The organism is Streptomyces sp. NPDC097129 (assembly GCF_055668065.1).
The window spans coordinates 553,315-576,480 of sequence record NZ_JBVOQE010000002.1 but is presented as its reverse complement, the minus strand read 5'-3'; the positions used below and the strand labels follow the sequence as shown (position 1 = coordinate 576,480).

Below are 23,166 nucleotides of genomic sequence, written 5' to 3'. Positions count from 1 at the left end.
CGTCCGCCCCGGGTGACGCGGTCACCCGGGGCGGCGCACTCCTTCTTCGCCGGCCGGGGGCGTCTCAGGCGTCGATGATGACGGGGATGATGAGGGGCTTGCGGCGGTAGGTGCGGAACGCCCAGTTCGCCACGGCACGGGCAATGAGCTGTTCGAGCTGGCGCGCGTCCCCGACGCCTTCCTGGGCCGCGGTGGCCAGGGTCTTCTCGATGACGGGGACGACCGGCTCGAAGGTGGTGTCGTCGTGGACGAAGCCCCGGGCCAGGAAGTCGGGGGCCTCGGCGAGCGCGCCGGTGTCCGCGTCGACGATCGCCACCACCGTGACCACGCCCTCGGCGGCCAGGGTGAGGCGGTCCTTGAGGGACGCCTCGGTGGCGCCGCCGACTTCCATGCCGTCCACGTAGACGTTGCCGGCGGGGACCTTGCCGGTGATCGACGCGCGCCCGTCGACGAGGTCGACGACGACGCCGTCCTCGGCGATGACGACCCGGTCGGGGTCGACGCCGGTACGGATGGCGAGGTCGCCGTTGGCCCGCAGGTGGCGCCATTCACCGTGCACCGGCATGACGTTGCGCGGCTTGACGATGTTGTAGCAGTAGACGAGTTCGCCGGCGCTGGCGTGCCCGGAGACGTGCACCTTCGCGTTGCCCTTGTGGACCACGTGGGCGCCCCACCGGGTGAGTCCGTTGATCACCCGGTAGATGGCGTTCTCGTTGCCGGGGATGAGGGAGCTGGCGAGCAGGACGGTGTCGCCCTTGCCGATGCGGATCATGTGGTCGCGGTTGGCCATCCGCGACAGCGCCGCCATCGGTTCGCCCTGGGAGCCCGTGCACACCAGAGTGATCTTGTGGTCCGGGAGCTTCTCCAGCTCCTTCGTGCTCACGACCAGACCCGAGGGGACCTTCAGATAACCCAGGTCACGGGCGATGCCCATGTTGCGGACCATCGACCGGCCGACGAAGGCGACCTTGCGGCCGTGCTGGTGGGCGGCGTCCAGGACCTGCTGGATGCGATGCACATGGCTGGCGAAGCTGGAGACGATGACCCGGCGCGGCGCGGTGCGCATCACCTGCTCGATCGCCGGGTTCAGCTCCCGCTCGGAGGTGGTGAAGCCGGGCACCTCGGCGTTGGTGGAGTCGGTGAGGAACAGGTCCACGCCCTCCTCGCCGAGGCGGGCGAAGGCGCGCAGATCGGTGATGCGGTCGTCGAGAGGGAACTGGTCCATCTTGAAGTCACCGGTGTGCAGCACCATCCCGGCGCCGGTGCGGATCGCGACCGCGAGGCTGTCGGGGATGGAGTGGTTGACCGCCACGAACTCGCAGTCGAAGGGGCCGAAGCGGCGCCGGTCGCCCTCCCGCACCCGTACCGCGCGCGGCCGGATGCCGTGTTCCTTGAGCTTGGCCTCCAAGAACGCCAGCGTCAGCTTGGAGCCGACGACGGGAATGTCGGACCGCTCGCGCAACAGGTACGGCACGCCGCCGATGTGGTCCTCGTGGCCGTGGGTGAGCAGCACGGCCACGACGTCGTCCAGCCGGTCCCGGATCGAGGTGAAGTCCGGCAGGATGACGTCCACGCCGGGCTGGGTCTCCTCGGGGAACAGCACGCCGCAGTCGACGATGAGCAGTTTGCCGGCGTGCTCGAAGACGGTCATGTTGCGGCCGATCTCACCCAGGCCGCCCAGGGCGACGACCCGCAGCCCTCCCTCGGGCAGGGGTGGGGCGGCTTTCAGTTCAGGGTGCGGATGACTCATACCTTGACGTTACCCGGAGAGGGGGACGGGGTGATCCATTGCCTCCGCGATCTGGTCGTGGAGGGCCCCGGGGGACATCAGCGGACCGTGCCGGGCAGGCCGCCGTCGACGCGGCGTGGGATGCCGTACGGGTTGTCGTCCCGCAGGGGAGCGGGCAGGAGCTCACGGGGGAGGTTCTGGTAGGCGACGGGGCGCAGGAAGCGTTCGATCGCCCGGGAGCCGACCGAGGTGGTCCGGCTGTCGGAGGTGGCCGGGTAGGGGCCTCCGTGGACCATGGCGTGGCCGACCTCCACCCCGGTGGGCCAGGCGTTGAACAGGACCCGGCCGGCCCGTCGTTCGAGGAGCGGCAGGAGCCGGTGGGCGTCCGCGAGGTCGTCGGCCGCCGTGTGCACCGTCGCGGTGAGCTGACCCTCCAAGTGGCGTACCACGTCGGCGAGTTGGTTCAGGTCGCGGGCCCGTACGACGAGGCCGGCGGGGCCGAACATCTCGCGCTGCAGTTCCGGGTCGGCGAGGAAGTCGTCCGCGGCCACGCTCATCAGGAGCGCCTGGCCGGGGCCGGCGGAGTGCGGTACGGCGCCGCGGGCGAGGACATCCACGCTGCGGTGCGCGGACACCTTCTCCGCTTCGATCCGGTAGGAGCGGGCCAGGCGGGGGGTCAGCATGGTGGCGCCCGGGTCGGCGTCGACCGCGCTGCACGCGCTGTCCAGGAACGTCTGAAGGCCGGAGTCGTCCACGGCGATGACGAGACCGGGGTTCGTGCAGAACTGGCCCGCGCCCAGGGTGAGCGAGGCCGTGAATTCCTCGGCCAGGGTCTCGGCGCGCTCGCCGAGGGCCCCGGGCATGAGAACGACGGGGTTGATGCTGCTCATCTCGGCGTAGACCGGGATGGGCTGCGGTCGCGCGGCGGCCGCGCGACCGAGGGCGAGTCCGGCGTCGCGGGAGCCGGTGAAACCGACGGCCTGGATGTGCGGGTCGGTGACCAGACGGGTGCCCAGCGTGGGGCCGTCACCGATGAGCAGGGAGAAGACGCCGGCGGGCAGCCGGTGCTCGGCGACGGCTGCCTGGATGGCGTGAGCGGCGAGTTCGCTGGTGCCCAGATGGGCGTCGTGCGCCTTGACCACGACGGGGCAGCCCGCGGCGAGGGCGGAGGCGGTGTCGCCGCCCAGGACGGAGAAGGCCAGCGGGAAATTGCTGGCGCCGAAGACCGCGACGGGCCCGAGGGGGATCTGCTGCTGGCGGATGTCGGGCCGGGGCTGGGGCGTGCGGTCGGGCTGGGCGGGGTCGATGCGGGCGCCGTGCCAACTGCCCTCGGTCAGGACGGAGGCGAACAGCCGCAGCTGGCCGGTGGTCCGGATGATCTCGCCGGCCAGTCGGGCGGTGGGCAGCCCCGTCTCCTGGTGGGCGCGGTCGGCCAGGGCGTCGGTGAGCGTGGTGAGATTGCGGGCGACCGTCTCCAGGAAGCGGGCGCGCCGCCGCGGGTGCAGGTCGCGGTAGGTGTCGAAGGCGTCCTCGGCCGCCTGGCAGGCTCGCCGCACATCGTCCGTGCCGCCGTACCGGTACGCCGGATCGAGGGGCCGGCCGGTGGTGGCGTTCACGGAGCGGACCTCGGCGCCCGTTCCGGTGACCCGTTCACCGGCGATGAACATCGCCCCCGTCAGATCGCTCGCCGGCGGGTGGGCGGAGTGGTGAGGGGCGGTGGCGTTGCTCATGTGCGAAGTCTTCTTCCTGGGCCGGGGCACGGGTCACGCAGGGGCTCGGGTCAGGTGGCGTCGGGCTCGGGTCAGGCGGCGTCGGGCAGCCCGGCGATCAGGGACGAGAGGTCGTCGCGCTCCTGCGGGGTCAGATCGGTGAGCGGGGGCCGGACCGGTCCGGCGGTCCGGCCGGTGGCCGTCATGCCGGCCTTGACGATGCTGACCGCGTACCCGGGCTGGCGGTTGCGGATCTCGGTGTAGGGGAGCACGAAGTCCGAGAGCATCTTCGTGACGTCGGCCTGCCGGCGCTCGCGGACGGCGGTGTAGAAGGACAGGGCGAACTCGGGCAGGAAGTTGAAGATGGCCGAGGAGTAGGTCGTCACCCCGAGCTGGAGGTAGGGCAGGGCGAAGGTCTCGGCGGTGGGCAGGCCTCCGATGTAGGTGAGGCGGTCACCGAGCCGGGCATGGATGCGGGTCATGGTGTCGATGTCGCCGACGCCGTCCTTGTACCCGATCAGGTTGGGGCAGGTGGCCGCGAGGCGGGCGACGGTGTCGGCGGAGTACACGGCGTTGGCCCTGCTGTAGATGACCACCCCGAGGGAGGTGGCGCGGCAGACCGCTTCCACGTGCTGGGCCAGTCCCTCCTGCCCGGCCTCGGTGAGGTACGGCGGGAAGAGCAGGATGCCGTCGGCGCCGGCGCGTTCGGCTGCGGCGGCGAACTCGGTCGCGGTGGCGGTGCCGTAGCCGACGGGGGCGAGGATCGGGGTGCCGTCCGGGGTGCTGTCGGCCGCCGCGGTCACGACGCGTTCGACTTCGGTGGGGGTCAGGGAGAAGAACTCGCCCGTGCCGCCCGCGGCGAAGAGCCCGCCGACGTCGTACTTGGACAACCGGACGACGTGCTCGCGGTAGGCCGTCTCGTCGAACGACAGATCGTCGCGGAAGTGGGTCACGGGGAAGGACAACAGCCCGGAGCCGATACGGCGGCCGAGTTCTGCCGGGGTGAAGTGCGTCATGGGACTGCTCCTGGAGGTGGTGTGCGGGGCGGTCGGTGCGGCGGTCCGCCGCGCCGGGGCCTCGCCCCTTCCGGAGCGCTGCTCCGGAAGGGGCGAGGCCCCGGCGCCGGGAGTTCTAGGGGCGGGCGCCCGCTTCGTGGGTGGCGGTGGTCCAGGCGCGGGCCCGGTCGGTCAGCGTGACGCCGAGTCCGGGGCGGGCGGAGAGGTGCATACGGCCGTCGCGGATGGTCAGGCGCTCGTTGAAGAGGGGTTCCAGCCAGTCGAAGTGCTCGACCCAGGGCTCGATGGGGTAGGCGGCGGCCAGATGGAGGTGGATCTCCATGGCGAAGTGCGGCGCGAGCTGGAGATGGTGCTGTTCGGCGAGCGCGGCGAGCTTCAGGAACTGGGTGATGCCGCCGATGCGGGGCGCGTCGGGCTGGATGACGTCGGCGGCCCGGTGCCGGATCAGGTCGGCGTGTTCGGCGACGCTGGAGAGCATCTCGCCGGTGGCGACGGGGGTGTCGAGGGACGCGGCGAGCGCGGCGTGGCCCTGGGTGTCGTAGGCGTCGAGGGGTTCTTCGATCCAGACCAGGCCGAAGCGTTCCATGGCGCGGCCCATGCGCTGCGCGGTGGCCCGGTCCCACTGCTGATTGGCGTCGGCCATCAGGGCGGTGCCGTCGCCGATGTGCTCGCGTACGGCGGTGAGGCGGGCGAGGTCGTACGCGCTGTCGGGGTGCCCGACCTTGATCTTGATGCCGCCGATGCCGCTGGCCAGGGAGGCGGTGGCGTTGTCCAGGATCTGCTCGGTCGGGAGATGGAGGAAGCCGCCGGAGGTGTTGTAGCAGCGGACCGAGTCGCGGTGCGCGCCGAGGAGCTTGGCCAGCGGGAGTCCGGCCCGCTTGGCCTTCAGGTCCCACAGGGCCACGTCGAACGCCGCGATCGCCTGGATGGCGAGGCCGCTGCGTCCCACCGAGGCGCCGGCCCACGCCAGCTTGGTCCAGAGCCTGCCGATGTCGCTGGGGTCCTCACCGATCAGGTTCCCGGCGATCTCCCTGGCGTGGGCGAACTGGCCCGGGCCGCCGGCCCGCTTCGAGTAGCTGAAGCCGAGGCCTTCGTGGCCCTGCTCGGTGGCGATCTCCACGAAGAGGACCGCCACCTCCGTCATCGGTTTCTGGCGGCCGGTGAACACCTTCGCGTCACTGATCGGCGTGGCCAGGGGAAGGGTCACCGACGACAGACGCAGCCACGCGATCCGGTCGAGCGTCGCCTCCGTCGTGCTCTGTCCGGGAGCGAGGTGTGACGTCGTGCTCATCGTGCTCACCACTTTCGAGTCCTGTGGGTCGGCGGCGGCCGGTTCCGCGACCCGCGCGACCGACCGGCAGGGCGGGGCCGCCGCCTGCCTGCCGGTGACGCTACGGTGACCAATGATTCACGTCCAACATAAGTTTTGGATCTCGCAATACCGGGAGAGCATCAATGTTCACGCTGACCCAGCTGACGAGCTTCGTGGCGGTCGCCGAGGAACTGCACTTCACCCGTGCCGCGGAACGGCTGAACATGACGCAGCCGCCGCTGAGCCGGCAGATCCAGTTGCTGGAGAACGAGCTGGGCGTGCAGCTGCTCGACCGGACGAACCGCACGGTGCGGCTGACCCCGGCGGGCCGGGCCTTCCTGATCGAGGCGCGCGGCATCCTGCACCAGTCCGAGCACGCCACGCTCGCCGTGCGCCGCGTCTCCGCCGGCGAGGCGGGGGCGATCGCCGTCGGGTTCACGGCCGCCAGCGCCTCCTCCGCTCTCGGCAGCCTCCTCGAGACCGCCCGGGCAGCGCTTCCCGGAGTCGAGATCCTGCTGCAGGAACTCGTCACCCGCGACCAGCTCAAGGCTCTCGGTGAGGGCTCACTCGACCTCGGGCTGGTCCGCCCGTCGGCCACGGGCCCCGGCATCATCTCGCGCCCCGCGGTGCGCGAGGGCCTGGTGGCGGCCCTGCCCGCGGCGCACCCGCTGGCCGCCGGACCGGGCCCGATGCGCATCGAGGACTTCGACGGCGAGGACTTCCTGATGTATTCCCCCATCGAGGCCCGCTACTTCCACGAGCTGCTGGTCAGCGTCTTCCGGGCCGCCGGCGTGCGGCCGGTGGTCACCCAGTACCTCACCCAGGTGCACACCATGCTGGCCCTGGTGAACGGCGGCTGGGGCATCGCCCTCGTGCCCGAGGGCGCCGCCCGGATGCGCTACGACGGCATCGCCTTCCTGCCGGTGGACCTGCCGGACCCGCGGCCGGTCGAGCTGAACTACGTATGGCGCCAGAGCAACGACAATCCGGCGCTTCAGGCACTTCTGCGGCACATGTGACCCGTCGCGTGACGCCGGCGACATCCGGCCGGAACACCCTCGCCACAAGGGAGTCATGCAAGAAAGGTATGGCGACCAACAAAATTCGACTTAGACGTGCATCGCAACCATCTCTACGGTCAACTCAGCCAACGGTCCTGTGGCCGGACCGCACGCGGCATCTCTGCCACAACACCCAGGTCTAGGAGATCGACCATGCCTGCTCCCGCCCGGCAGGACGAGCCGCACCGACCGGGCACCCCACCCCTGTTAGCGACCGCCCGTCCCTGACCCGGCCCGCCCTGCCGGTCGCCCCGGCCGTCGCCCGCGTCACCGGGAGCCGGCGCCACCCGTGGGCGCCCCACATCGCCGATCCGCCCCGGCACCCGCGGGCGCCACCTTGCGCGCCCGCGCACGTTCCGAGCCGACCGCCCCGGCCGCGAAGCACACCGCCGCCGTGTCCGGCCGTCGCGCCCCAGCCCGCATCACAGCCGTGCCGCGCCGTGCCCAGCGCGGTCCGGCTGCTCCACTCCACAGTTCAAAGGGGAGCTGCATGCCACTCGTCGTAGTAGCCATCAGTGTTCTGGTTCTGCTGCTGCTCATGACCAAGGTGAAACTGAACGGCTTCGCGGCCCTGCTGCTGGTGGCGGTCGGTGTCGCCGTGGTCCAGGGCATCCCCGTGAAGACCATCCCGGACGTCCTCTCGGACGGCATCGGCGGGCAGATCGGTGACACCATGCTCACCATCGGGCTCGGCGCCATGGTCGGCCGCGTCATGGGTGACTCCGGCGCCGCCCAGCGCATCAGCGGCAAGCTCCTCGACGCGTTCGGGCCGCGCTGGGTCCAGGTCGCCATGGTGGTCACCTCCATGCTCATCGGCGTGACCATGTTCTACGAGGTCGCCTTCATCATCATCGTGCCCATCGCCTTCACGCTGGTCCGGGTGACCGGTGCGAAGCTGCTGTGGGTCGGGCTGCCGATGTCGATCGCCCTCTCCACCATGCACAGCTTCCTGCCGCCGCACCCCGGCCCCACGGCCGTCGCCGCGACCTTCCACGCCTCGGTCGGACTGACCCTCTTCTACGGCCTGTTCATCGCCGTCCCGGCCGGCGCGCTCGTCGCGCTCCTGTGGCCGCGCCTGCCGTTCGTCAGGGCGATGAATCCCACCATCCCCAAGGGCCTGGTCAGCGAACGCGAATTCACCGACGAGGAGATGCCCGGACTCGGCTGGTCGCTGTCCGTGGCTCTCTTCCCCGTCGTCCTGATCGCCGGCGCCGCGGTGACCGACATGGTCGTCTCCGGCGAGAGCCCTCTTCTGCACACCGTCGCGTTCCTCGGCTCGGCCCCGATCGCGCTGCTGCTGACGCTGCTGCTGGCGATGTGGGCGTTCGGACCGAGGATCGGACGCAGCCTGGCGGAAGTCGGCGCGTCATGCTCCTCCGCGGCCCAGGCGATGGCGATGATCCTGCTGGTGATCGGCGCGGGTGGCGCCTTCAAGAACGTCCTCGTCGAAGGCGGCATCTCCGACTACATCAAGTCCGTCACCGACTCCTGGTCCATATCGCCCCTCATCCTCGCCTGGCTCATCGCGGTCATCCTGCGGGTGGCGCTCGGCTCGGCGACCGTCGCCGTCGTCACCGCCTCCGGCGTGGTCCTGCCCCTGCTCGCCGGAAGCGGCACCAGCCCGGAGATGATGGTGCTCGCCGTCTCCTGCGGCTCGATCGCCTTCTCGCACGTCAACGACCCCGGATTCTGGCTGTTCAAGGAGTACTTCAACCTCTCGGTCATCCAAGCGATCAAGGTCCGTACGACGTACACCACGGTGCTGTCCGTCCTCGGCCTCGGCGGAGTCCTCGCCGCCGAGTGGACCATCGGCGCCCTCGGCCTGTGACACCCGGCCCCAGGCCGCACCCCTCCGCGCCCCGCGGGTCCTGCCCTTCACCGACCCCCTTCACGAGAAACCGAAGAGAGCATGAGCACGAGCCAGCCGACCATCACCGCTTTCGCCGTCTACCCCGTAGCGGGCCGCGACTGCATGGAGCTGAACCTCTCCGGGGCCCACGGCCCCTACTTCACCCGTAACGTCGTCGTCCTGACGGACTCCGAAGGCCGCACCGGCCTCGGCGAGGTGCCCGGCGGAGCGAAGATCACCCAGACTCTGCGCGACTCCGCATCACTCGTGATCGGGGCGAAGGTCGGCGACTACCAGCGCGTCCTGCGCGAGATCCAGCACCGGTTCGCCGACCGTGACTCCGGCGGGCGCGGCGCCCAGACCTTCGACCTGCGCACCACCGTGCACGCCGTCACCGCGGTCGAGTCGGCACTCCTCGACCTCCTGGGCCAGCACCTCGACGTGCCGGTCGCGGCCCTCCTCGGAGACGGTCAGCAGCGCGACGCCGTACGCGTCCTGGGCTACCTCTTCTACGTCGGCGACCCCGGCCGCACCGACCTCGACTACGTCCGCGCACCCGACGCCGACGTCGACTGGTACCGCATCCGCCACGAGGAGGCCCTCACCCCCGAGGCGATCGTCCGCCAGGCCGAGGCCGCCTACGACCTCTACGGCTTCCGCGACTTCAAACTGAAGGGCGGCGTCCTCGACGGCGCGGAGGAGGTCAAGGCGGTGTGCGCGCTCAAGGAGCGCTTCCCGCAGGCGCGGATCACCCTCGACCCCAACGGCGCGTGGTCGCTGCGCGAGGCCATCGAACTCTGCAAGCCCCTGGCCGGCACCCTCGCCTACGCCGAAGACCCCTGCGGGGCCGAAGACGGGTACTCCGGCCGTGAGGTCCTCGCCGAGTTCCGCAGGGCGACCGGCCTGCCCACCGCAACGAACATGATCGCCACCGACTGGCGGCAGCTGACCCACGCCATCGCCCTCCAGTCGGTCTCCATCCCCCTGGCCGACCCGCACTTCTGGACGATGCGGGGCTCCGTACGCGTGGCCCAGCTCTGCAACGCCATGGGCCTGACCTGGGGTTGCCACTCCAACAACCACTTCGACATCTCGCTGGCGATGGTCACGCACTGCGGAGCCGCCGCGCCCGGCGCGTACAACGCCCTGGACACGCACTGGATCTGGCAAGAGGGCCTGGAGCGGCTCACCGTGGCCCCGCCGCGCATCGTCGACGGAGAGATCGCCGTCCCCGACGCCCCCGGTCTCGGGGTCCGGCTCGACAGGGAACGGCTGCTCGCCGCCCATGAGCTGTACAAGGAGAAGGCACTGGGCGCCCGGGACGACTCCGTCGCCATGCAGTACCTGGTCGAAGGCTGGGAGTTCGACGCGAAGCGGCCCTGCCTGGTCCGCTAGCGGGAGGCACGCACTCCACCGGACTGTCACCCGGTGAGGGCGGGCACGCCCCGGGCCACAAGGGCCTGCCGCCCCTCACCGGTCCATCTCAGTGAATCCCGAGGCGTTCTGGGCGCTGTGGGGGAGAAGAGCCCAGGGCCGTGGAACGTATGCGTTCGCCGGCCCCTCGAACGTCGGGCCCTTACCAGTGGTGGAGCTGTGATGAGACGTATCAGCCTGGCCGTCGTCTGGACGGCCGCGCTTGTGACGGTCGCCGGCGCGAGTGGCTGCTCCAGCAGCAGCGGCGGTTCCTCGTCCTCATCGGCGACGCCGTCGAAGACGGTCATGAGCAGCGCTCCGGCCCAGGGCACGAGCCCGTCCGCGTCGGCGAGCGGCGCGGCGGCTGGTGCGAAGGCCATGGTGAAGACCGCCTCGGCCGGCAAGCTCGGCACGATCCTGGTCGACGGGAAGGGCCGCACCCTCTACCTGTTCGAGGCGGACAAGTCGACGACCTCGACCTGCAAGGGGCCGTGCGCCACGGCGTGGCCGCCGCTGCTGACCTCCGGGGCGCCCTCGGTCGGCGGCTCGGCGAAGTCCGGCCTGCTGGGCACGTCGAAGCGGTCCGACGGCACGACACAGGTCACCTACCACGGACACCCGCTGTACCAATACGCCGGAGACTCCAAGCCGGGCGACACGAACGGCCAGGCGCTCAACCAGTTCGGCGCCGAGTGGTACGTACTGGGCGTCACTGGCAACAAGGTGGACCTGAGCTGACCGGCGACGACCGCGACGGGCCGGCCGGTGTGACGTCGGGGACCGGTCACCGACCCTCCCGGCGGCACTCTCCCGCGCGGGTCGCCGTCATCGCGCTGGGCGCCGCCGTGCCGGTGCTCGTGGCGCTGGCCGTGTGGGTGACCGGCCGGCACCACAGCCCGCAGTACACGACGGGCCTGTTCGGCGCGCAGGGCGCCGCGGCGGTCACCCTCAAGGCCCGCCTCGGCAGCGCCCTGTTCGGCCTGGCGATCGTCCAGGTGCTGCTCGCCCTGTGGATGTACGGACGGCTTCCCGCCCTGGCGGCGGCGCCCCGACGTGTCCGCGTCTGGCACCGCGTGGTGGGGTGGGTCGCCTTCCTGCTGTCGGTGCCCATCGCCTACCACTGCGTCCGCACCTACGGCGTGGAGACCACGACGACCCGGGTCTTCCTGCACTCGGTCGCGGGCTGCGCGCTGTACGGGGCCTTCGTCGCCAAGATCCTGGTGGTGCGCAGCCGGCGCCTGCCCGGCTGGACGCTCCCGGCCGCCGGAAGCATCCTGTTCGCCGCCGTCGGACTGCTGTGGTACTCGGCCGCGCTGTGGGCCCTCAACGGATTCACCGCGCCCGGCCTGTAGCCACGGCCAGGACGTCCGTGGCTACAGGCCGGGCTGCCGCCGCGCCTGGGGTGCGGGCCGGGTCAGGAGGCCGCGCCGGTCAGGGCGAGGAATTCGCTGCGGGAGCGGCCGCCGGTGCGCAGCGGGCCGAGCAGCGGGGAGGTCATGGTGCTGGAGCCGGTGGCCCGGACGCCGCGCAGCGTCATGCGAAGTGCCCGAAGATCACCGGTGCCGCCAGGCGACTGGTGCCGGACCGCTGCTGCCTCAGCTTCAGGCGAAGGGGCCAGGTTCACCGGCCATCGCAGCCCTCCTTGGTATCACCAATGAACCTTGGTCTTATGGGGGAGGAGAGCCAAGTGCCGCAGGTCACGGCTGTCCGCAGAACGTTCGACCCATGCGGACAGGAGTTACCGTGGACCTGTGGCTTCCGATCCGACTCAGCCCACCCCCGCGACCGACGCCGCCATCGACTCCGTGAGCGTCCTGGGCGAGGACTCGCGGCGGCGCATGTTCGCCTTCGTCCGGCGCGCCCGCCGGGCCGTCACGCGCGAGGAGGCGGCCGCCAGCGTCGGCATCTCCCGCAAGCTCGCCGCCTTCCACCTCGACAAGCTCGTCGACGCCGGCCTGCTGCGCGCCCGCTACGAATCGCCGGGCGGTATCCGCAAGGTCGGCCGGCAGCCCAAGGTCTACGAGCCCACCGACACCCAGCTCACCGTCAACATCCCCGACCGGCGCCACGGACTCCTGGCAGACCTCCTGCTGGACGCCGTCCTGACCGAGGGCCCCGGCGAGAACGCCACGCAAGCAGCGACGCGCACCGCCGCGGAGCGCGGACGGCAGATGGGCGAGACGGAACGCGCCCAGACCCGCCCCGGCCGCCTCGGCGCCGAACGCGGGCTCACCGCGTGCGAGCGCATGCTCGATGAGCACGGCTACGAACCGGTCCGTGAAGCCCCCACCGGCATCCGGTTGCGCAACTGCCCCTTCCATCCCCTGGCCGCGAAGGCCCCCGAACTGGTGTGCGGCATGAACCACGCCTTCCTCATGGGCTATCTCGACGGCCTGCGGATCAGCGGAGTCCAGGCCGTCCTGGCCCCCCAGCCCGGGGAATGCTGCGTTCAGCTCACCCCCGCCGACCCGGAGCCCGTTCGGGTGACCGACGGAGACCGCTGACACCGGGCCGTCAGCCGACACACCGACACATCGAACGCCGATACTGGCGCGTTCTCGCTGGCGGTTGCCCCCGCGTCCTTATAGCCTGTGATCAGCAGTCGTGGTTCCGAAGTCCCGTTCGCCCGTGATCGCCATCGCGGGCGTTCTCGCTTTGCAGCGCCTCTCCGGACCAGGGCGATCACCTCCCGGACGCGCAGGGTGCGCGCCCGGTTTCCCTCGAAGGAGACGGTTATGGCCAAGGGCACAGTCAAGTGGTTCAACAGCGAAAAGGGCTTCGGCTTCATCGAGCAGGAGGGCGGCGGCCCCGACGTCTTCGCCCACTACTCCAACATCGCCAGCCAGGGCTACCGTGAGCTCCAGGAAGGCCAGAAGGTCGAGTTCGACGTCACTCAGGGCCAGAAGGGCCCGCAGGCGGAGAACATCCGCCCGGCCTGACGCTTGAGCGAGGCAAGGCCCGGCATCCCGTCCTCGGGATGCCGGGCCTTGCCGTTTCCCGGAGTGTTCCCGGAGTCTTCGGCGCCGTGTCCCGGAGTGGCCGGCGCGCGCGTCGGCGAGCCTTGCCGCGGGCGGATTGCGCAGGAAGAAAGCGTCGGATCCGGCCACCGCGGGCGGGGGACGGGAGCCGACCGTGGCATGCCTGGGCGGTGGGTGCGATGTCGGCTGCTTGTCGGGGCTGTCGGTGCGATGTCGGCGGCTTGTCGCCGGGGGTCTGGAGTCTTGCCGGAGTACGTGCCGGACGCCCGTCCGGCAGGCTTCGACAGGCAAGGAATCACCATGACCCCTCACGTCACCATCGTCGGCGCCGGACTCGGCGGACTGACGCTCGCGCGTGTCCTGCACGTCCACGGCATCCCGGCCACGGTCTACGAGGCGGAGAGCTCACCGACGGAGCGTTCGCAGGGCGGCATGCTCGACATCCACGACTACAACGGCCAACCGGCTCTGCAAACGGCCGGCCTGATGAACGAGTTCCGCGGCATCGTCCTGGAAGGCCGCCAGACCATGCGGATCCTCGACCGGGACGGGAACGTCCGGCTCGAGCAGGGCGACGACGGTACGGGCGGACGCCCCGAGGTGATGCGCGGCGAGCTGCGACGGATCCTGCTCGACTCGCTGCCGGATGGCACCGTCCAGTGGGGGAGGAAGGCCGGCAGGACCCGTGCCCTCGGCGAAGGGCGCCACGAGGTGACGTTCGCCGACGGCAGCACCGTCGTCACCCGGCTGCTGGTCGGCGCGGACGGTGCGTGGTCACGCGTCCGGCCGCTGCTTTCCACCGCCCTGCCCGAGTACACCGGCAAGTCGGTCGTGGAGACCTACCTGTTCGACGCCGACACCCGGCACCCCGCCGTCGCGAAAGCAGTCGGAGGCGGGTCGATGATCGCGCTCACCCCGGGCAGGGAGATCTTCGCCCACCGGGAAAAGGACGACACCCTGCACGCCTACGTGGGGATCGCCGAGCCGCAGGACTGGTTCGCCGCCCTCGACTTCACCGACCCCGCCGCGGCCACCGCTCGGATCGCGCAGGAATTCGACGGCTGGGCGCCGGAACTCACCGCTCTGATCACCGACGGCGACACCGTGCCGGTCCTGCGCCCCCTCTACGCTCTGCCGGCCGGGCACCGGTGGGACCGAGTGCCGGGGGTGACGCTGCTCGGTGACGCCGCCCATCTCTCGGCTCCGAACGGCGAAGGCGCCAACCTGGCCATGCTCGACGGCGCCGAACTGGGCAAGGCCCTCGCCGCGCACCCCGACGACATCGAGGCCGCGCTGGCCGCATACGAGCAAGCCCTGTTCCCCCGCAGTGCCGCTGTCGGCGAAGCCGAAGTCCCTGACCACCCCACACTCGACGACCTGACCAACCTCTTCACCCTGGGCGAGCAGACCCCATGACGCTCCGACCGACGTCACTACGGCGCCCGTTCGCCCCCTGCTCAAGTGCGGCACCCGCTCCGTCATCTGCGGTGATCAGGCCCCGTGGGCGCCGGCAGCGCCGACAGCGCCGGACGCGGCGCGCCAGGCGGCGGGGGGCGCGGCGGCCTGACGCCGGAAGAAGGCGAGACCATCCTCGGCGTTACACGAGGTTCAGGAGACCCTTGTGCGTACCGCCGAAGCCCTGGTGTTCGTCGACCAGGTGGATCTCCAGGATCCAATGGGCCTGCCACCCTCCCGGCACGGTACGGCGCAGAGGCCGGTCGTTGTCGGGACAGAGGAACGCGTGACCACGGTGGAAATCCGCGGCCGGATCCGCTTCGACCAAGCGGCCGACATGCCATCCACCCAGCGTCCAGCCTGCCTCGGCGGCGACGGCCTGCACCTCGGCGTACAGTTGCCTGCCCGTAATGCCGTAATCCGTGTAGAACGCCTTGCGGGCGGCGGCGAACACCCTCGGCAGATCATCGACGAGAGAGTGCTTGTGCGGGTCGTTGCCGAACACGACGGTACGGGCAAACTCCGTTTCGTACCCGCGGAGGATGGGACCGAGGTCGGCGACGACGATATCGTCCTCGCCGACGACGCGATCCGGAGCCTCCGGTTCGTATGGGACCACGGTGTGGGGGCCGGACCTGATGACCGGGTCGGTCCTCCTCGCAGCTGGACCGAACACCTGCCTTGCCAGGACCCCTATCCACTGGCCGGTCTCGTGTGCACCGCGGCCTGGCATGATCACGTCGCGGGCCATGACGTCGGCGAACAGGGCTTGAGCCATCCGCTCAGCTTCGACCAGCCCCAGGGTTCGCAGCCGTTCGTCCATCCGGTCGGGTGCCGTCATCGTGCCGTTCCTCTTCTTCCTTTTCTGTTCGCAGCGTTGAGCACACCCGGGGTTCATGGCGCCGCAGTCGACGTCCTCGGCGCCGCTGTACTGGGCGCGCGGTCCTGGGGCGTACCTCGTTTCCTGAGCGGGGACCGGAAGGGGCCCGCGGGCCCATCGGCTGTGCCGGTCGGCGTAGCGGGCAAGGGGGCGTTACGACCAGAGCCGGTACCGGTGCCAGCAGTCACCGGCGCGCTCGTAGCGCAACCGGGTGTGCGCACGGCTCTTGGCCGCCTGCCAGAACTCCACCTCGATGGGTGCGAGGCGGTAGAGGGTCCAAGCAGGGTCGACGAGTGAGGGCTCCTTGTCGATCAGCGCCAGGGACTTCACCAGGGCCCTGTCGTGCTCCGCGGTGTCCGTCAGATACTGGCTCTGACGGCCCAGCAGCGACTCGGCGCGGGCGGTACTGGAACGGTCGAGGAAGTCGGCCGCGCTGTCCTGGGCGGAGGCCGAGGCCACGGGCCCGCGCAACCGCACCTGCCGGCCGTGCTCGGGCCAGTAGAAGGTGAGCGCGGCCCGTGCATGGACGGTCAACTGGCGTCCCTTGGGGCTGAAGCGGTGTCCGGCGAAGTGCCAACCCGAGGTGTCCACCTCCTTGAGGATCAGCACGCGCGCATCCGGGTCACCGTCCTCGTCGACCGTCGACAAGGTCATCGCATGCGGATCGCTCAGATCGTCCGCCACGGCCTCGGACAGCCAGGAAAGGAACAGGTGCTCGGGATCGTCCGGAGCCTGTTCGGGCTCGAAATCCGCCAGGGGTCCCCTGAACACCTCTATGCGCCGCAGTCACCCGCGAACGGTACTGCCGTCATCTCCGTCCCTCACTGGGGCGCCTCCTTCACGGGAAACCTTCTTCCTCAATCCTGCATGTGCGGCTGATATTCGACAATCACCTCGCAAATGCTTGGCGGATAGCACTACGGGATTCGCTTGTGCGTACTTGAGGTTGGTGGTAACGACCATACGGATTCGCGGGCGAACCATCATGACGACCAGACACGCAGCACCTCCTCCAGCGCGGATCCTCCCGTTCGGGGCGAGGTCGTCCTGGGCGTGGACACGCACGGCGAGGTTCATGTTGCCGCCGTGGTGTCCCCGCTGGGGAAGGTCCTGGGCGCCGAGTCCGGCGACGGTGGCCGGCTACCGTCGGCTGCTCGTCTGGGCCCGCGAGCTGGGGAGGGTGCGCCGGGCCGGTGTGGAGAGCACCGGTACTTTCGGAGCGGGCTTGTCTCGCTACCTGCTGACCCAGCACGTCGAGGTATACGAGGTGAACCGGCCCGACCGCACGGCCCGCCGTCTGCTCGGGACATCGGACCCGCTCGATGCGAGGGGCGTTCTATTCCAACTTCGCGGACAAGGAGGCGTTGTTCTTCGCCCTGTTCGAGGAACACGCCGACCGCGAGGTGGCCCGTCTGGAGGCGGCGATCTCCCGGGCGACCACGGTTGAGGAGGTCCTTGACGGGCTGGCGGGCGACGGGAGCGGGGCGGCGACCAGGAACGTCTGTGGTTCCTCGCGTCCACGGAGTTCACCGTTCACGCCATCCGGCATCCCGAGACCGCTCGGCGGCTCGCCGAGCATGACCGCAGGCTGCGCGTCCGGCTCGCCGGACTCCTGGCTGCGTTCTTCGCGCGCGTCGGACGGCGGGTGGGCCGTGACATCGACATGCTCGCCCGGCTGATCATCGCCCTCCACGAAGGCGCGATGATGCAGAGCCTCATCGGGCCGGAGCAACTGCCGCCGGGGGAGCTGCAGCGTCGGTACCTGCCGGCGATCCTGCAAGCCGATGACTGAGGCGGGGGCTGCCGGGGACTGTTCTCCGGTGTGACGTCGGCGGGAGCGCGGGTCGCAGCGCCTTCAGTCCGCGGGGCGGCCATACGTCGGTCGCCGCATGCCCCCTTCAGCTTTCCGTGGTCACCGGCTGCGAGACCGTGTCCAGCAGCGCCGGCAGGAACGTGACAGCCAGCTGTTCGGGGGCCAGCTGGTCCGGTTCGACGAGGCTCTGGGCCAGGGAGCCTTCGTGGACGGCCGCGGTGAGGCGGGCCAGCAGGTCCAGGTCGACTGCGGGTCTGCGGCCGAGCCGGTCGAAGAGATGGGCGAGGAGGCGGGTGATCTCCTCGCGCAGGCGGCGGTCGTGGTCGGCCAGGACGCGGGCCGTGTCGGGGTGCCGGATGGCGTGCAGGGTGAACTCGGTCGACAGCAGATACCAGCGACGCTCGGTCTCGTCGACGGTGCTCATGCGCGTGAGGACCGCGCGCAAGGGGTCCTCGGCGGTGTCGAGTTCGTCGACCGCCAGCGTCAGGCGGTCGATCACACGCTGGGCATGCAGGTCGAACAGGGCGAAGAACAGGTCTTCCTTGGTGCCGTAGTTGGAGTAGAAGGCCCCGCGGGTCAGGCCCGCCCGCTCGCAGATCACCTCGATCGAGGAGCCGTAGAAGCCGCGCTCGGCGAACGTCTCCTGAGCCGCATGCAGCAGGCGCGCGGTCGTCTGCGGGCGGCGCTTGGTGGGTCCCTTCGGCACGAAATTTCTCCCTGGCCATTGACACCTCGGCGTGACCCGCCTCACGATACAGCACCGTATGGGATACAGGGTTGTATCCCATACGGGTCCGTATCTCATACGGGTCCGTATGGGATACGGGTCCGTATCTCATACGGTCCATGGCGTTCAAACGAGGAGGCCAACGATGGAAACGTCCACTGCCGCGCCGCACATCGGCGTCGGGCCCGTGCCGCCTGGATTCCGGGCGATGCTCCCGCCCGAGCTCGACTCGGTGGAGCAGGAGCGGCTGCACCGCAAGCAGGAACTGGCGGCAGCTTTCCGGCTGTTCGGCAGGTTCGGGTTCTCCGAGGGGGTGGCCGGCCACATCACGGCGCGCGACCCGGAGAACCCCGAGTGGTTCTGGGTCAACCCCTTCGGGATGAGCTTCAGCCGGATCAAGGTCTCCGACCTCGTCCTGGTCGACCACGCCGGCAACGTCGTCGAAGGCCGCCACCCCGTCAACCGCGCCGCCTTCTGCATCCACTCCGAGGTGCACAAGGCCCGCCCCGACGCGATCGCCGCGGCGCACGCGCACTCCGTGCACGGGAAGGCGTTCTCGACACTGCGCCGCCGCCTGGACCCGCTCACGCAGGACGCCTGCGCGTTCTTCGAGGACCACGGGCTCTACGAGGACTTCCGCGGCGTCGTCAACGACACCGAGGAGGGCCGGCGGATCGGCGAGGCGCTGGGCCCGCACAAGGCCGTGATCCTCGCCAACCACGGTCTGCTGACGGTCGGCCAGAGTGTCGCCGAGGCCGCCTGGTGGTTCATCACCATGGAGCGCTCCTGCCAGGCGCAGCTGCTGGCCATGGCGGCCGGCACCCCGTTCCTCATCGACCGGGAGACCGCGCTCCAGGTGCGTGAACAGATCGGCAGCCCGCTGTCGGGATGGTTCCAGCTGCGGCCCCTGTGGGAGCAGATCACCGAGGACGAGCCGGACCTCTTCGACTGACCGACGGACCAGGGACCGCAGTGACCGCGCACAGCCGCGTTCATCTCAGAGAGGATCACCGTGCCCTTCCTCCGTTCCCCTTCCGCCACGGCGAAACCGGCGATGAGCGCGCCGGTCAGGACCACCGTCGTCCTGCTGTTCGCGGCATGGTTCGTCGACTACGCGGACAGGATCGCCATCGCCGTGATCCTCCCGACGATCGGTGACGAGTTCGGCCTCGATCGCGGGCAGCAGGGCTTGGTCGTCTCCGTATTCTTCGTCGCCTACGCCGCCTGCCAGATACCCGGTGGCATGCTGGCCGACCGGTTCGGGGCCAAACGGGTCACCTGCTGGGCGCTGCTGGCCTGGTCGCTCTTCACCGCGCTCACCGGCCTTGCCTGGTCCTTCACCGCGCTGTTGCTGGTGCGCTTCGCGTTCGGGGCGGCCGAGGGCGTCTTCCCCTCCGCCTCCATGAAGGCCGTGGTCGAGCGGACTTCGGTCGCGGAGCGGATGGGCGCGCAGGGGCTGATCATGAGCTCCAACGCCCTCGCCTCGGTCGCCGCGCCCCTGGCTGTTCCGCCACTCGCGGCGGTCGTCGGCTGGCGCTGGGCCTTCGTCCTGGCCGCCGGTCTCGGCGTCCTCGTCTACGTCGCGGTACGGCTGTGGCTGCCCGCCCCCATCGAGCGGGTCGAGGACGACACGCCCGCCGCGAACGGCGTCCCGCTGCGGGAGGTTCTGCGCATCGGCGTGCTGTGGCGCTTCTCCCTGATGCTGTTCGGCTACGCCGCCCTCATGTGGGGGCTGAGCACGTGGATCCCGTCCTACCTCGCCACGGAACGCGGGCTCTCCCTCACCTCCGCCGGTGTCTTCGTGGCGGTGCCCTCCCTCGCCGCCGCGCTGGGCACGCTGCTGGGCGGGCGTCTTTCCGACCGGTTCGAGGGCCACCACCGCAAGGTGATCGTGCCCGCCATGTCGGTCGCCGCACCGGCCCTGTGCCTCATGGCGCTCTCGCCGAGCCTCGCCGGCTCCGTCGCCTGCGGCACGATCGCCGTCTTCGCCGCCTCCCTGTGCTACATGCCGATCTTCGCCGTGCCGATGCGCAGTCTCGCCCCCGAGCTGGTCGGTGTCGGCAGTGCCGTCATCGTGTTCGGCGGGCAGGTCGCCGGCATGGTCGTGCCCCCGGTGCTGGGCGTGCTCGCGGACGCGGTGTCCTTCGAGGTGGCCTTCGCCGTGCTGGCGCTCGGTCCGCTCATCGCGGCCGTACTGGCTCTGCTGACCCCGCAGGACACGGAGTCCTTCAACGCCGCCCTGCCGCGCCGCAGCAGCCTTGTCCCCACCGAGAAGGAGCCCACATGACACCCGTGCCCACCGCTCTCCTCGCCGGCCTGGACCGTCACCTGCCCGATCTGCTCGACCTCTACCGTGACCTGCACGCCCACCCCGAACTGTCGCACCAGGAGTTCCGCACCGCCGGGATCGTCGCTGCCCGGCTGCGGGAACAGGGCTGGACGGTCACTGAGGGCGTCGGCGGCACGGGCGTGGTCGCGGTCCTCGACTCCGGGCCGGGGCCGGTCGTCCTGCTACGGGCCGACATGGACGCCCTGCCGGTACGGGAGGCGACCGGTCTGCCGTACGCGTCGACCCGGACCGCGACGGACGCCGCCGGCCGGGAGGTGCCCGTGATGCACGCCTGCGGCCACGACGTGCACGTCACCTGTCTCCTCGGCGCGACCGCGCTGCTTGCTGCGAACCGGCACGCCTGGCGCGGCACGGTCGTCGCGGTGTTCCAGCCGGCGGAGGAGGTCGGTGGGGCTCCGGCGATGGTCGCGGACAGGTTCGCCGAGCGCTTCCCCCGCCCCGATGTCTGCCTGGCCCAGCACGTGGCCCCCGCGCCGGCGGGCCTGGTCGCCACTCGCCACGGGACGTTCATGGCCGCCTCCGACAGTCTCGCGGTACGCCTGCACGGCCGGGGCGGCCACGGGTCGACCCCGGAGGCCACCGTGGACCCGGTGGTGATGGCCGCAGCTACCGTGTTGCGTCTTCAGACGGTGGTCGCTCGCGAGGTCGCGGCGGACCGGTCGGCTGTGGTCACCGTCGGCTCGCTGCACGCCGGAACGAGGGAGAACGTCATCCCCGACACCGCCGACCTCACGGTCAACATCCGCTCCACTACCTCCGCGATGCGCGAGCACCTGCTGGACGCGGTCGAGCGGATCGTCCGTGCCGAAGCGGCTGCCTCGGCGGCGCCGAAGGAACCGGAGGTCACCGTCATCAACGGCTTCCCGGTGACCGTGAACGACGCCGAGGCCACCGCCACCGTCCAGGCCGCCTTCCGCACCGTCCTCGGACGAGACTGCGTGATCGACCTGCCCCAGCCTCTCACTGGCAGCGAGGACTTCGGTGCCTTCGGGGCCGGGCTCGGTGCACCGTCGGTGTACTGGACGTTCGGGGGACTCGACCCGGCCGCCTTCCAGGGCGTCGACCTCCTGGCGGAAGGCATCCCACCAGAGATCCCCCACAACCACTCACCGCTGTTCGCGCCGGTCCCCGAGCCGACCGTCGAACTGGGCGTGCGTTACCTGCTGCTGGCCGCCGCGCCCTGGCTGGCCCCCGACCGGAAGTGAGAGCACCGATGTCCGACACGCCGGAACGCATCTTCACCGGCGGCCCGGTCCTCACCATGGACCCCGCCGCCCCCGACGCCGAGGCCCTCGCGATGCGCGACGGTGTCATCACCGCCGTGGGCGCCGCCCACGACGTACTCGCCCTGCGCGGTCCCGGCACCGACATTGTGGACCTCGAAGGGCAGGCACTGATGCCCGGGTTCATCGAGGCCCACGGCCACCCCACCATCATGGGCCTGGCCATCGCGCCCCCCGCCGTGGACGTTCGTCCCTTCACCGTGCCCACCGGGCGGGAGGTCTACGACACGATCCGCGCGGCCGTGGCCGCGGCACCCGGCCGGCCGGTCGGCGCGTACGGGATCGACCTGCTGCTCCAGCGCGATCTCGACCCGCCCACCCGCGAACTGCTCGACGAGTTCAGCCCGCATGCCCCGCTCGTGGTGGTCTCCAACAGCGGTCACGCGGCCTACGCAAACACCCCTGCCCTGCGCGCCGCCGGTCTCACGGCGACCACCCCCGACCCGCCCGGCGCCCGCTTCGTCCGCGACGCCCACGGCGAACCCACCGGTGAGGCCCACGAGAGCGCGGCCGTCATCGCGCTGATGAACACCGTCGCCGACGACCGCCTGGACGACCACCATGTCCAGGCCGCCCTGCGATGGTCCTTCGGCCGGCACGCGCGGGTCGGCATCACCACCGTCACCGAGATGGCCGCCGAACCCCGGCTGCTGGCCGCCCTGCGTGCCGCCGCCGAACACGCGGACGCGGAGGTGCGGGTGCGCGCCTACGTCATGGGCACACCCGAACTGGCCGCCGACCCCGACCGGCGGTTCGCCGGCCATCCTCCCGCGCGGGAGATGTTCGGCGTCTCCGGCATGAAGCTGTGGGCCGACGGCACTCCCTGGCAGGGGAGCATCGCCACCAGCTTCCCCTTCCGGGCGGGCGACGCCACGGCCCGCATCGGCCTCGCCCCCTGCTCCCACGGCAGCATGAACTACGGGACCGATGAACTCACCGATCTCGCCATGGCCTTCACCGCCCAGGGCTTTCCCCTGGCATGCCATGTTCACGGGGATGTCACCGTCGAGGCCGTCCTGCACGCCTACGAGAAGGCGGCCGCCGACGACCCCGGACGCATGCGCGCACACCGGCCGCGCCTGGAACACTGCGGCGCCGTGACCGCCGCCCAGTACCGCCGCGCCGCACGGCTCGGCGCGACCGTCAGCCTGTTCATGGACCATGTGCGCTGGTGGGGAGACGTGCTGGCGGACGACCTGTTCGGCCCGGACGTCGCCGCCCGCTGGATGGCCGCACGGGCCGCCGTGGACGCCGGCCACCGCATATCGCTCCACAACGACGGCATCTGCTCTCCCACCGACCCGCTCTCCAGCGTCGCCACCGCGATCACCCGCCGCTGTCGTCCCAGCGGCCGGGTCCACGGGCCCGACGAACGCCTCACCGTCGAGGAGGCCCTGCGCGCCGTCACCACCAACCCCGCCTGGCAACTGCACCTGGAAGACGAGATCGGCATGCTCCGCTCCGGCATGCGCGCCGACCTCGCCGTCCTGACCACGGACCCACGCCTCGTGAACCCGGACCGCTTCCAGGAGGAGGTCGCCGTGACCGCCACGTACCTCGGCGGACGACAGACCTGGCCCTGACCGTCGCA

Annotated in this window: 21 protein-coding genes; 13 read left to right on the top strand and 8 right to left on the bottom strand. The window is 70.8% G+C overall.

The features are described from left to right. Positions 1–64: 64 nt before the first annotated feature. The 4 genes from AC0B9F_RS08450 to AC0B9F_RS08435 all read right to left on the bottom strand — a co-directional run bounded on the left by AC0B9F_RS08450 (position 65) and on the right by AC0B9F_RS08435 (position 5,745). A complete protein-coding gene (locus AC0B9F_RS08450; protein WP_471999942.1) occupies positions 65–1,750 on the bottom strand; it encodes a ribonuclease J in 1,686 nt (561 codons plus the stop codon). Positions 1,751–1,827: 77 nt separating this feature from the next. Beyond that, complete coding sequence (locus AC0B9F_RS08445; RefSeq protein WP_471999939.1) at positions 1,828–3,459, bottom strand: aldehyde dehydrogenase (NADP(+)); 1,632 nt, start codon at positions 3,457–3,459, stop codon at positions 1,828–1,830. A gap of 71 nt (positions 3,460–3,530) precedes the next feature. Further along, entirely contained in the window at positions 3,531–4,454 is a 924-nt protein-coding gene (gene kdgD / locus AC0B9F_RS08440; protein WP_471999937.1) for a 5-dehydro-4-deoxyglucarate dehydratase, read from the bottom strand. A gap of 115 nt (positions 4,455–4,569) precedes the next feature. Next, the gene (locus AC0B9F_RS08435; RefSeq protein ID WP_471999934.1) at positions 4,570–5,745 is read right to left on the bottom strand and encodes an L-talarate/galactarate dehydratase; all 1,176 of its coding nucleotides are present in this window, start codon (positions 5,743–5,745) and stop codon (positions 4,570–4,572) included. A gap of 164 nt (positions 5,746–5,909) precedes the next feature. On the opposite strand from AC0B9F_RS08435, the gene AC0B9F_RS08430 reads away from it, so the two are divergent. The 5 genes from AC0B9F_RS08430 (at position 5,910) to AC0B9F_RS08410 (ending at position 11,441) form a co-directional block, all read left to right on the top strand. After that, on the top strand, positions 5,910–6,785 hold the full coding sequence (locus AC0B9F_RS08430; protein ID WP_471999932.1) for a LysR family transcriptional regulator: 876 nt from the start codon (positions 5,910–5,912) through the stop codon (positions 6,783–6,785). A gap of 532 nt (positions 6,786–7,317) precedes the next feature. After that, a complete protein-coding gene (locus tag AC0B9F_RS08425; protein ID WP_471999929.1) occupies positions 7,318–8,655 on the top strand; it encodes a gluconate:H+ symporter in 1,338 nt (445 codons plus the stop codon). Between the two features lie 81 nt (positions 8,656–8,736). Then, positions 8,737–10,071 (top strand): enolase C-terminal domain-like protein, encoded by a 1,335-nt coding sequence (locus AC0B9F_RS08420; protein ID WP_471999928.1) that lies wholly within the window; start codon positions 8,737–8,739, stop codon positions 10,069–10,071. A gap of 201 nt (positions 10,072–10,272) precedes the next feature. Further along, the gene (locus AC0B9F_RS08415; RefSeq protein ID WP_471999926.1) at positions 10,273–10,827 is read left to right on the top strand and encodes a COG4315 family predicted lipoprotein; all 555 of its coding nucleotides are present in this window, start codon (positions 10,273–10,275) and stop codon (positions 10,825–10,827) included. Between the two features lie 29 nt (positions 10,828–10,856). Further along, positions 10,857–11,441: a DUF6529 family protein gene (locus tag AC0B9F_RS08410; RefSeq protein WP_471999923.1), complete on the top strand. Its 585-nt coding sequence runs from the start codon at positions 10,857–10,859 to the stop codon at positions 11,439–11,441. 62 nt (positions 11,442–11,503) lie between these two features. Here the strand turns inward: AC0B9F_RS08410 and AC0B9F_RS08405 are convergent, their stop codons facing one another. Next, the gene (locus AC0B9F_RS08405) at positions 11,504–11,626 is read right to left on the bottom strand and encodes a hypothetical protein (RefSeq protein WP_471999921.1); all 123 of its coding nucleotides are present in this window, start codon (positions 11,624–11,626) and stop codon (positions 11,504–11,506) included. A gap of 214 nt (positions 11,627–11,840) precedes the next feature. On the opposite strand from AC0B9F_RS08405, the gene AC0B9F_RS08400 reads away from it, so the two are divergent. The 3 genes from AC0B9F_RS08400 (at position 11,841) to AC0B9F_RS08390 (ending at position 14,483) form a co-directional block, all read left to right on the top strand. Then, positions 11,841–12,593 carry a helix-turn-helix transcriptional regulator gene (locus AC0B9F_RS08400; RefSeq protein WP_471999918.1) on the top strand — a complete coding sequence of 251 codons (753 nt, stop codon included), beginning with the start codon at positions 11,841–11,843 and terminating at the stop codon, positions 12,591–12,593. Between the two features lie 231 nt (positions 12,594–12,824). Then, the gene (locus AC0B9F_RS08395) at positions 12,825–13,028 is read left to right on the top strand and encodes a cold-shock protein (protein ID WP_014670069.1); all 204 of its coding nucleotides are present in this window, start codon (positions 12,825–12,827) and stop codon (positions 13,026–13,028) included. A gap of 339 nt (positions 13,029–13,367) precedes the next feature. After that, positions 13,368–14,483, top strand: coding sequence for an FAD-dependent oxidoreductase (locus AC0B9F_RS08390; RefSeq protein ID WP_471999917.1), 1,116 nt, complete (start codon positions 13,368–13,370; stop codon positions 14,481–14,483). 181 nt (positions 14,484–14,664) lie between these two features. Here AC0B9F_RS08390 and AC0B9F_RS08385 read toward each other — a convergent pair whose 3' ends face one another. Continuing rightward, positions 14,665–15,363, bottom strand: coding sequence for a M24 family metallopeptidase (locus AC0B9F_RS08385; RefSeq protein ID WP_471999916.1), 699 nt, complete (start codon positions 15,361–15,363; stop codon positions 14,665–14,667). 192 nt (positions 15,364–15,555) lie between these two features. Next, positions 15,556–16,173 (bottom strand): pyridoxine/pyridoxamine 5'-phosphate oxidase, encoded by a 618-nt coding sequence (locus AC0B9F_RS08380; RefSeq protein ID WP_471999914.1) that lies wholly within the window; start codon positions 16,171–16,173, stop codon positions 15,556–15,558. Between the two features lie 730 nt (positions 16,174–16,903). Between AC0B9F_RS08380 and AC0B9F_RS08375 the strand changes: the two genes are divergently transcribed. Then, positions 16,904–17,194, top strand: a complete 291-nt coding sequence (locus AC0B9F_RS08375; RefSeq protein ID WP_472000885.1) for a TetR family transcriptional regulator C-terminal domain-containing protein — start codon at positions 16,904–16,906, stop codon at positions 17,192–17,194. Between the two features lie 106 nt (positions 17,195–17,300). On the opposite strand, the gene AC0B9F_RS08370 is transcribed toward AC0B9F_RS08375, so the two are convergent. Further along, complete coding sequence (locus tag AC0B9F_RS08370) at positions 17,301–17,921, bottom strand: TetR/AcrR family transcriptional regulator (RefSeq protein WP_471999912.1); 621 nt, start codon at positions 17,919–17,921, stop codon at positions 17,301–17,303. Between the two features lie 166 nt (positions 17,922–18,087). On the opposite strand from AC0B9F_RS08370, the gene AC0B9F_RS08365 reads away from it, so the two are divergent. The 4 genes from AC0B9F_RS08365 to AC0B9F_RS08350 all read left to right on the top strand — a co-directional run bounded on the left by AC0B9F_RS08365 (position 18,088) and on the right by AC0B9F_RS08350 (position 23,158). Continuing rightward, a complete protein-coding gene (locus AC0B9F_RS08365) occupies positions 18,088–18,894 on the top strand; it encodes a class II aldolase/adducin family protein (RefSeq protein ID WP_471999909.1) in 807 nt (268 codons plus the stop codon). Between the two features lie 102 nt (positions 18,895–18,996). After that, entirely contained in the window at positions 18,997–20,229 is a 1,233-nt protein-coding gene (locus AC0B9F_RS08360) for an MFS transporter (protein ID WP_471999908.1), read from the top strand. Continuing rightward, positions 20,226–21,497: an amidohydrolase gene (locus AC0B9F_RS08355; protein WP_471999907.1), complete on the top strand. Its 1,272-nt coding sequence runs from the start codon at positions 20,226–20,228 to the stop codon at positions 21,495–21,497. The genes AC0B9F_RS08360 and AC0B9F_RS08355 overlap by 4 nt, the downstream gene beginning before the upstream one ends. Before the next feature lie 8 nt (positions 21,498–21,505). Continuing rightward, entirely contained in the window at positions 21,506–23,158 is a 1,653-nt protein-coding gene (locus AC0B9F_RS08350; protein ID WP_471999905.1) for an amidohydrolase, read from the top strand. Positions 23,159–23,166: the final 8 nt, after the last annotated feature.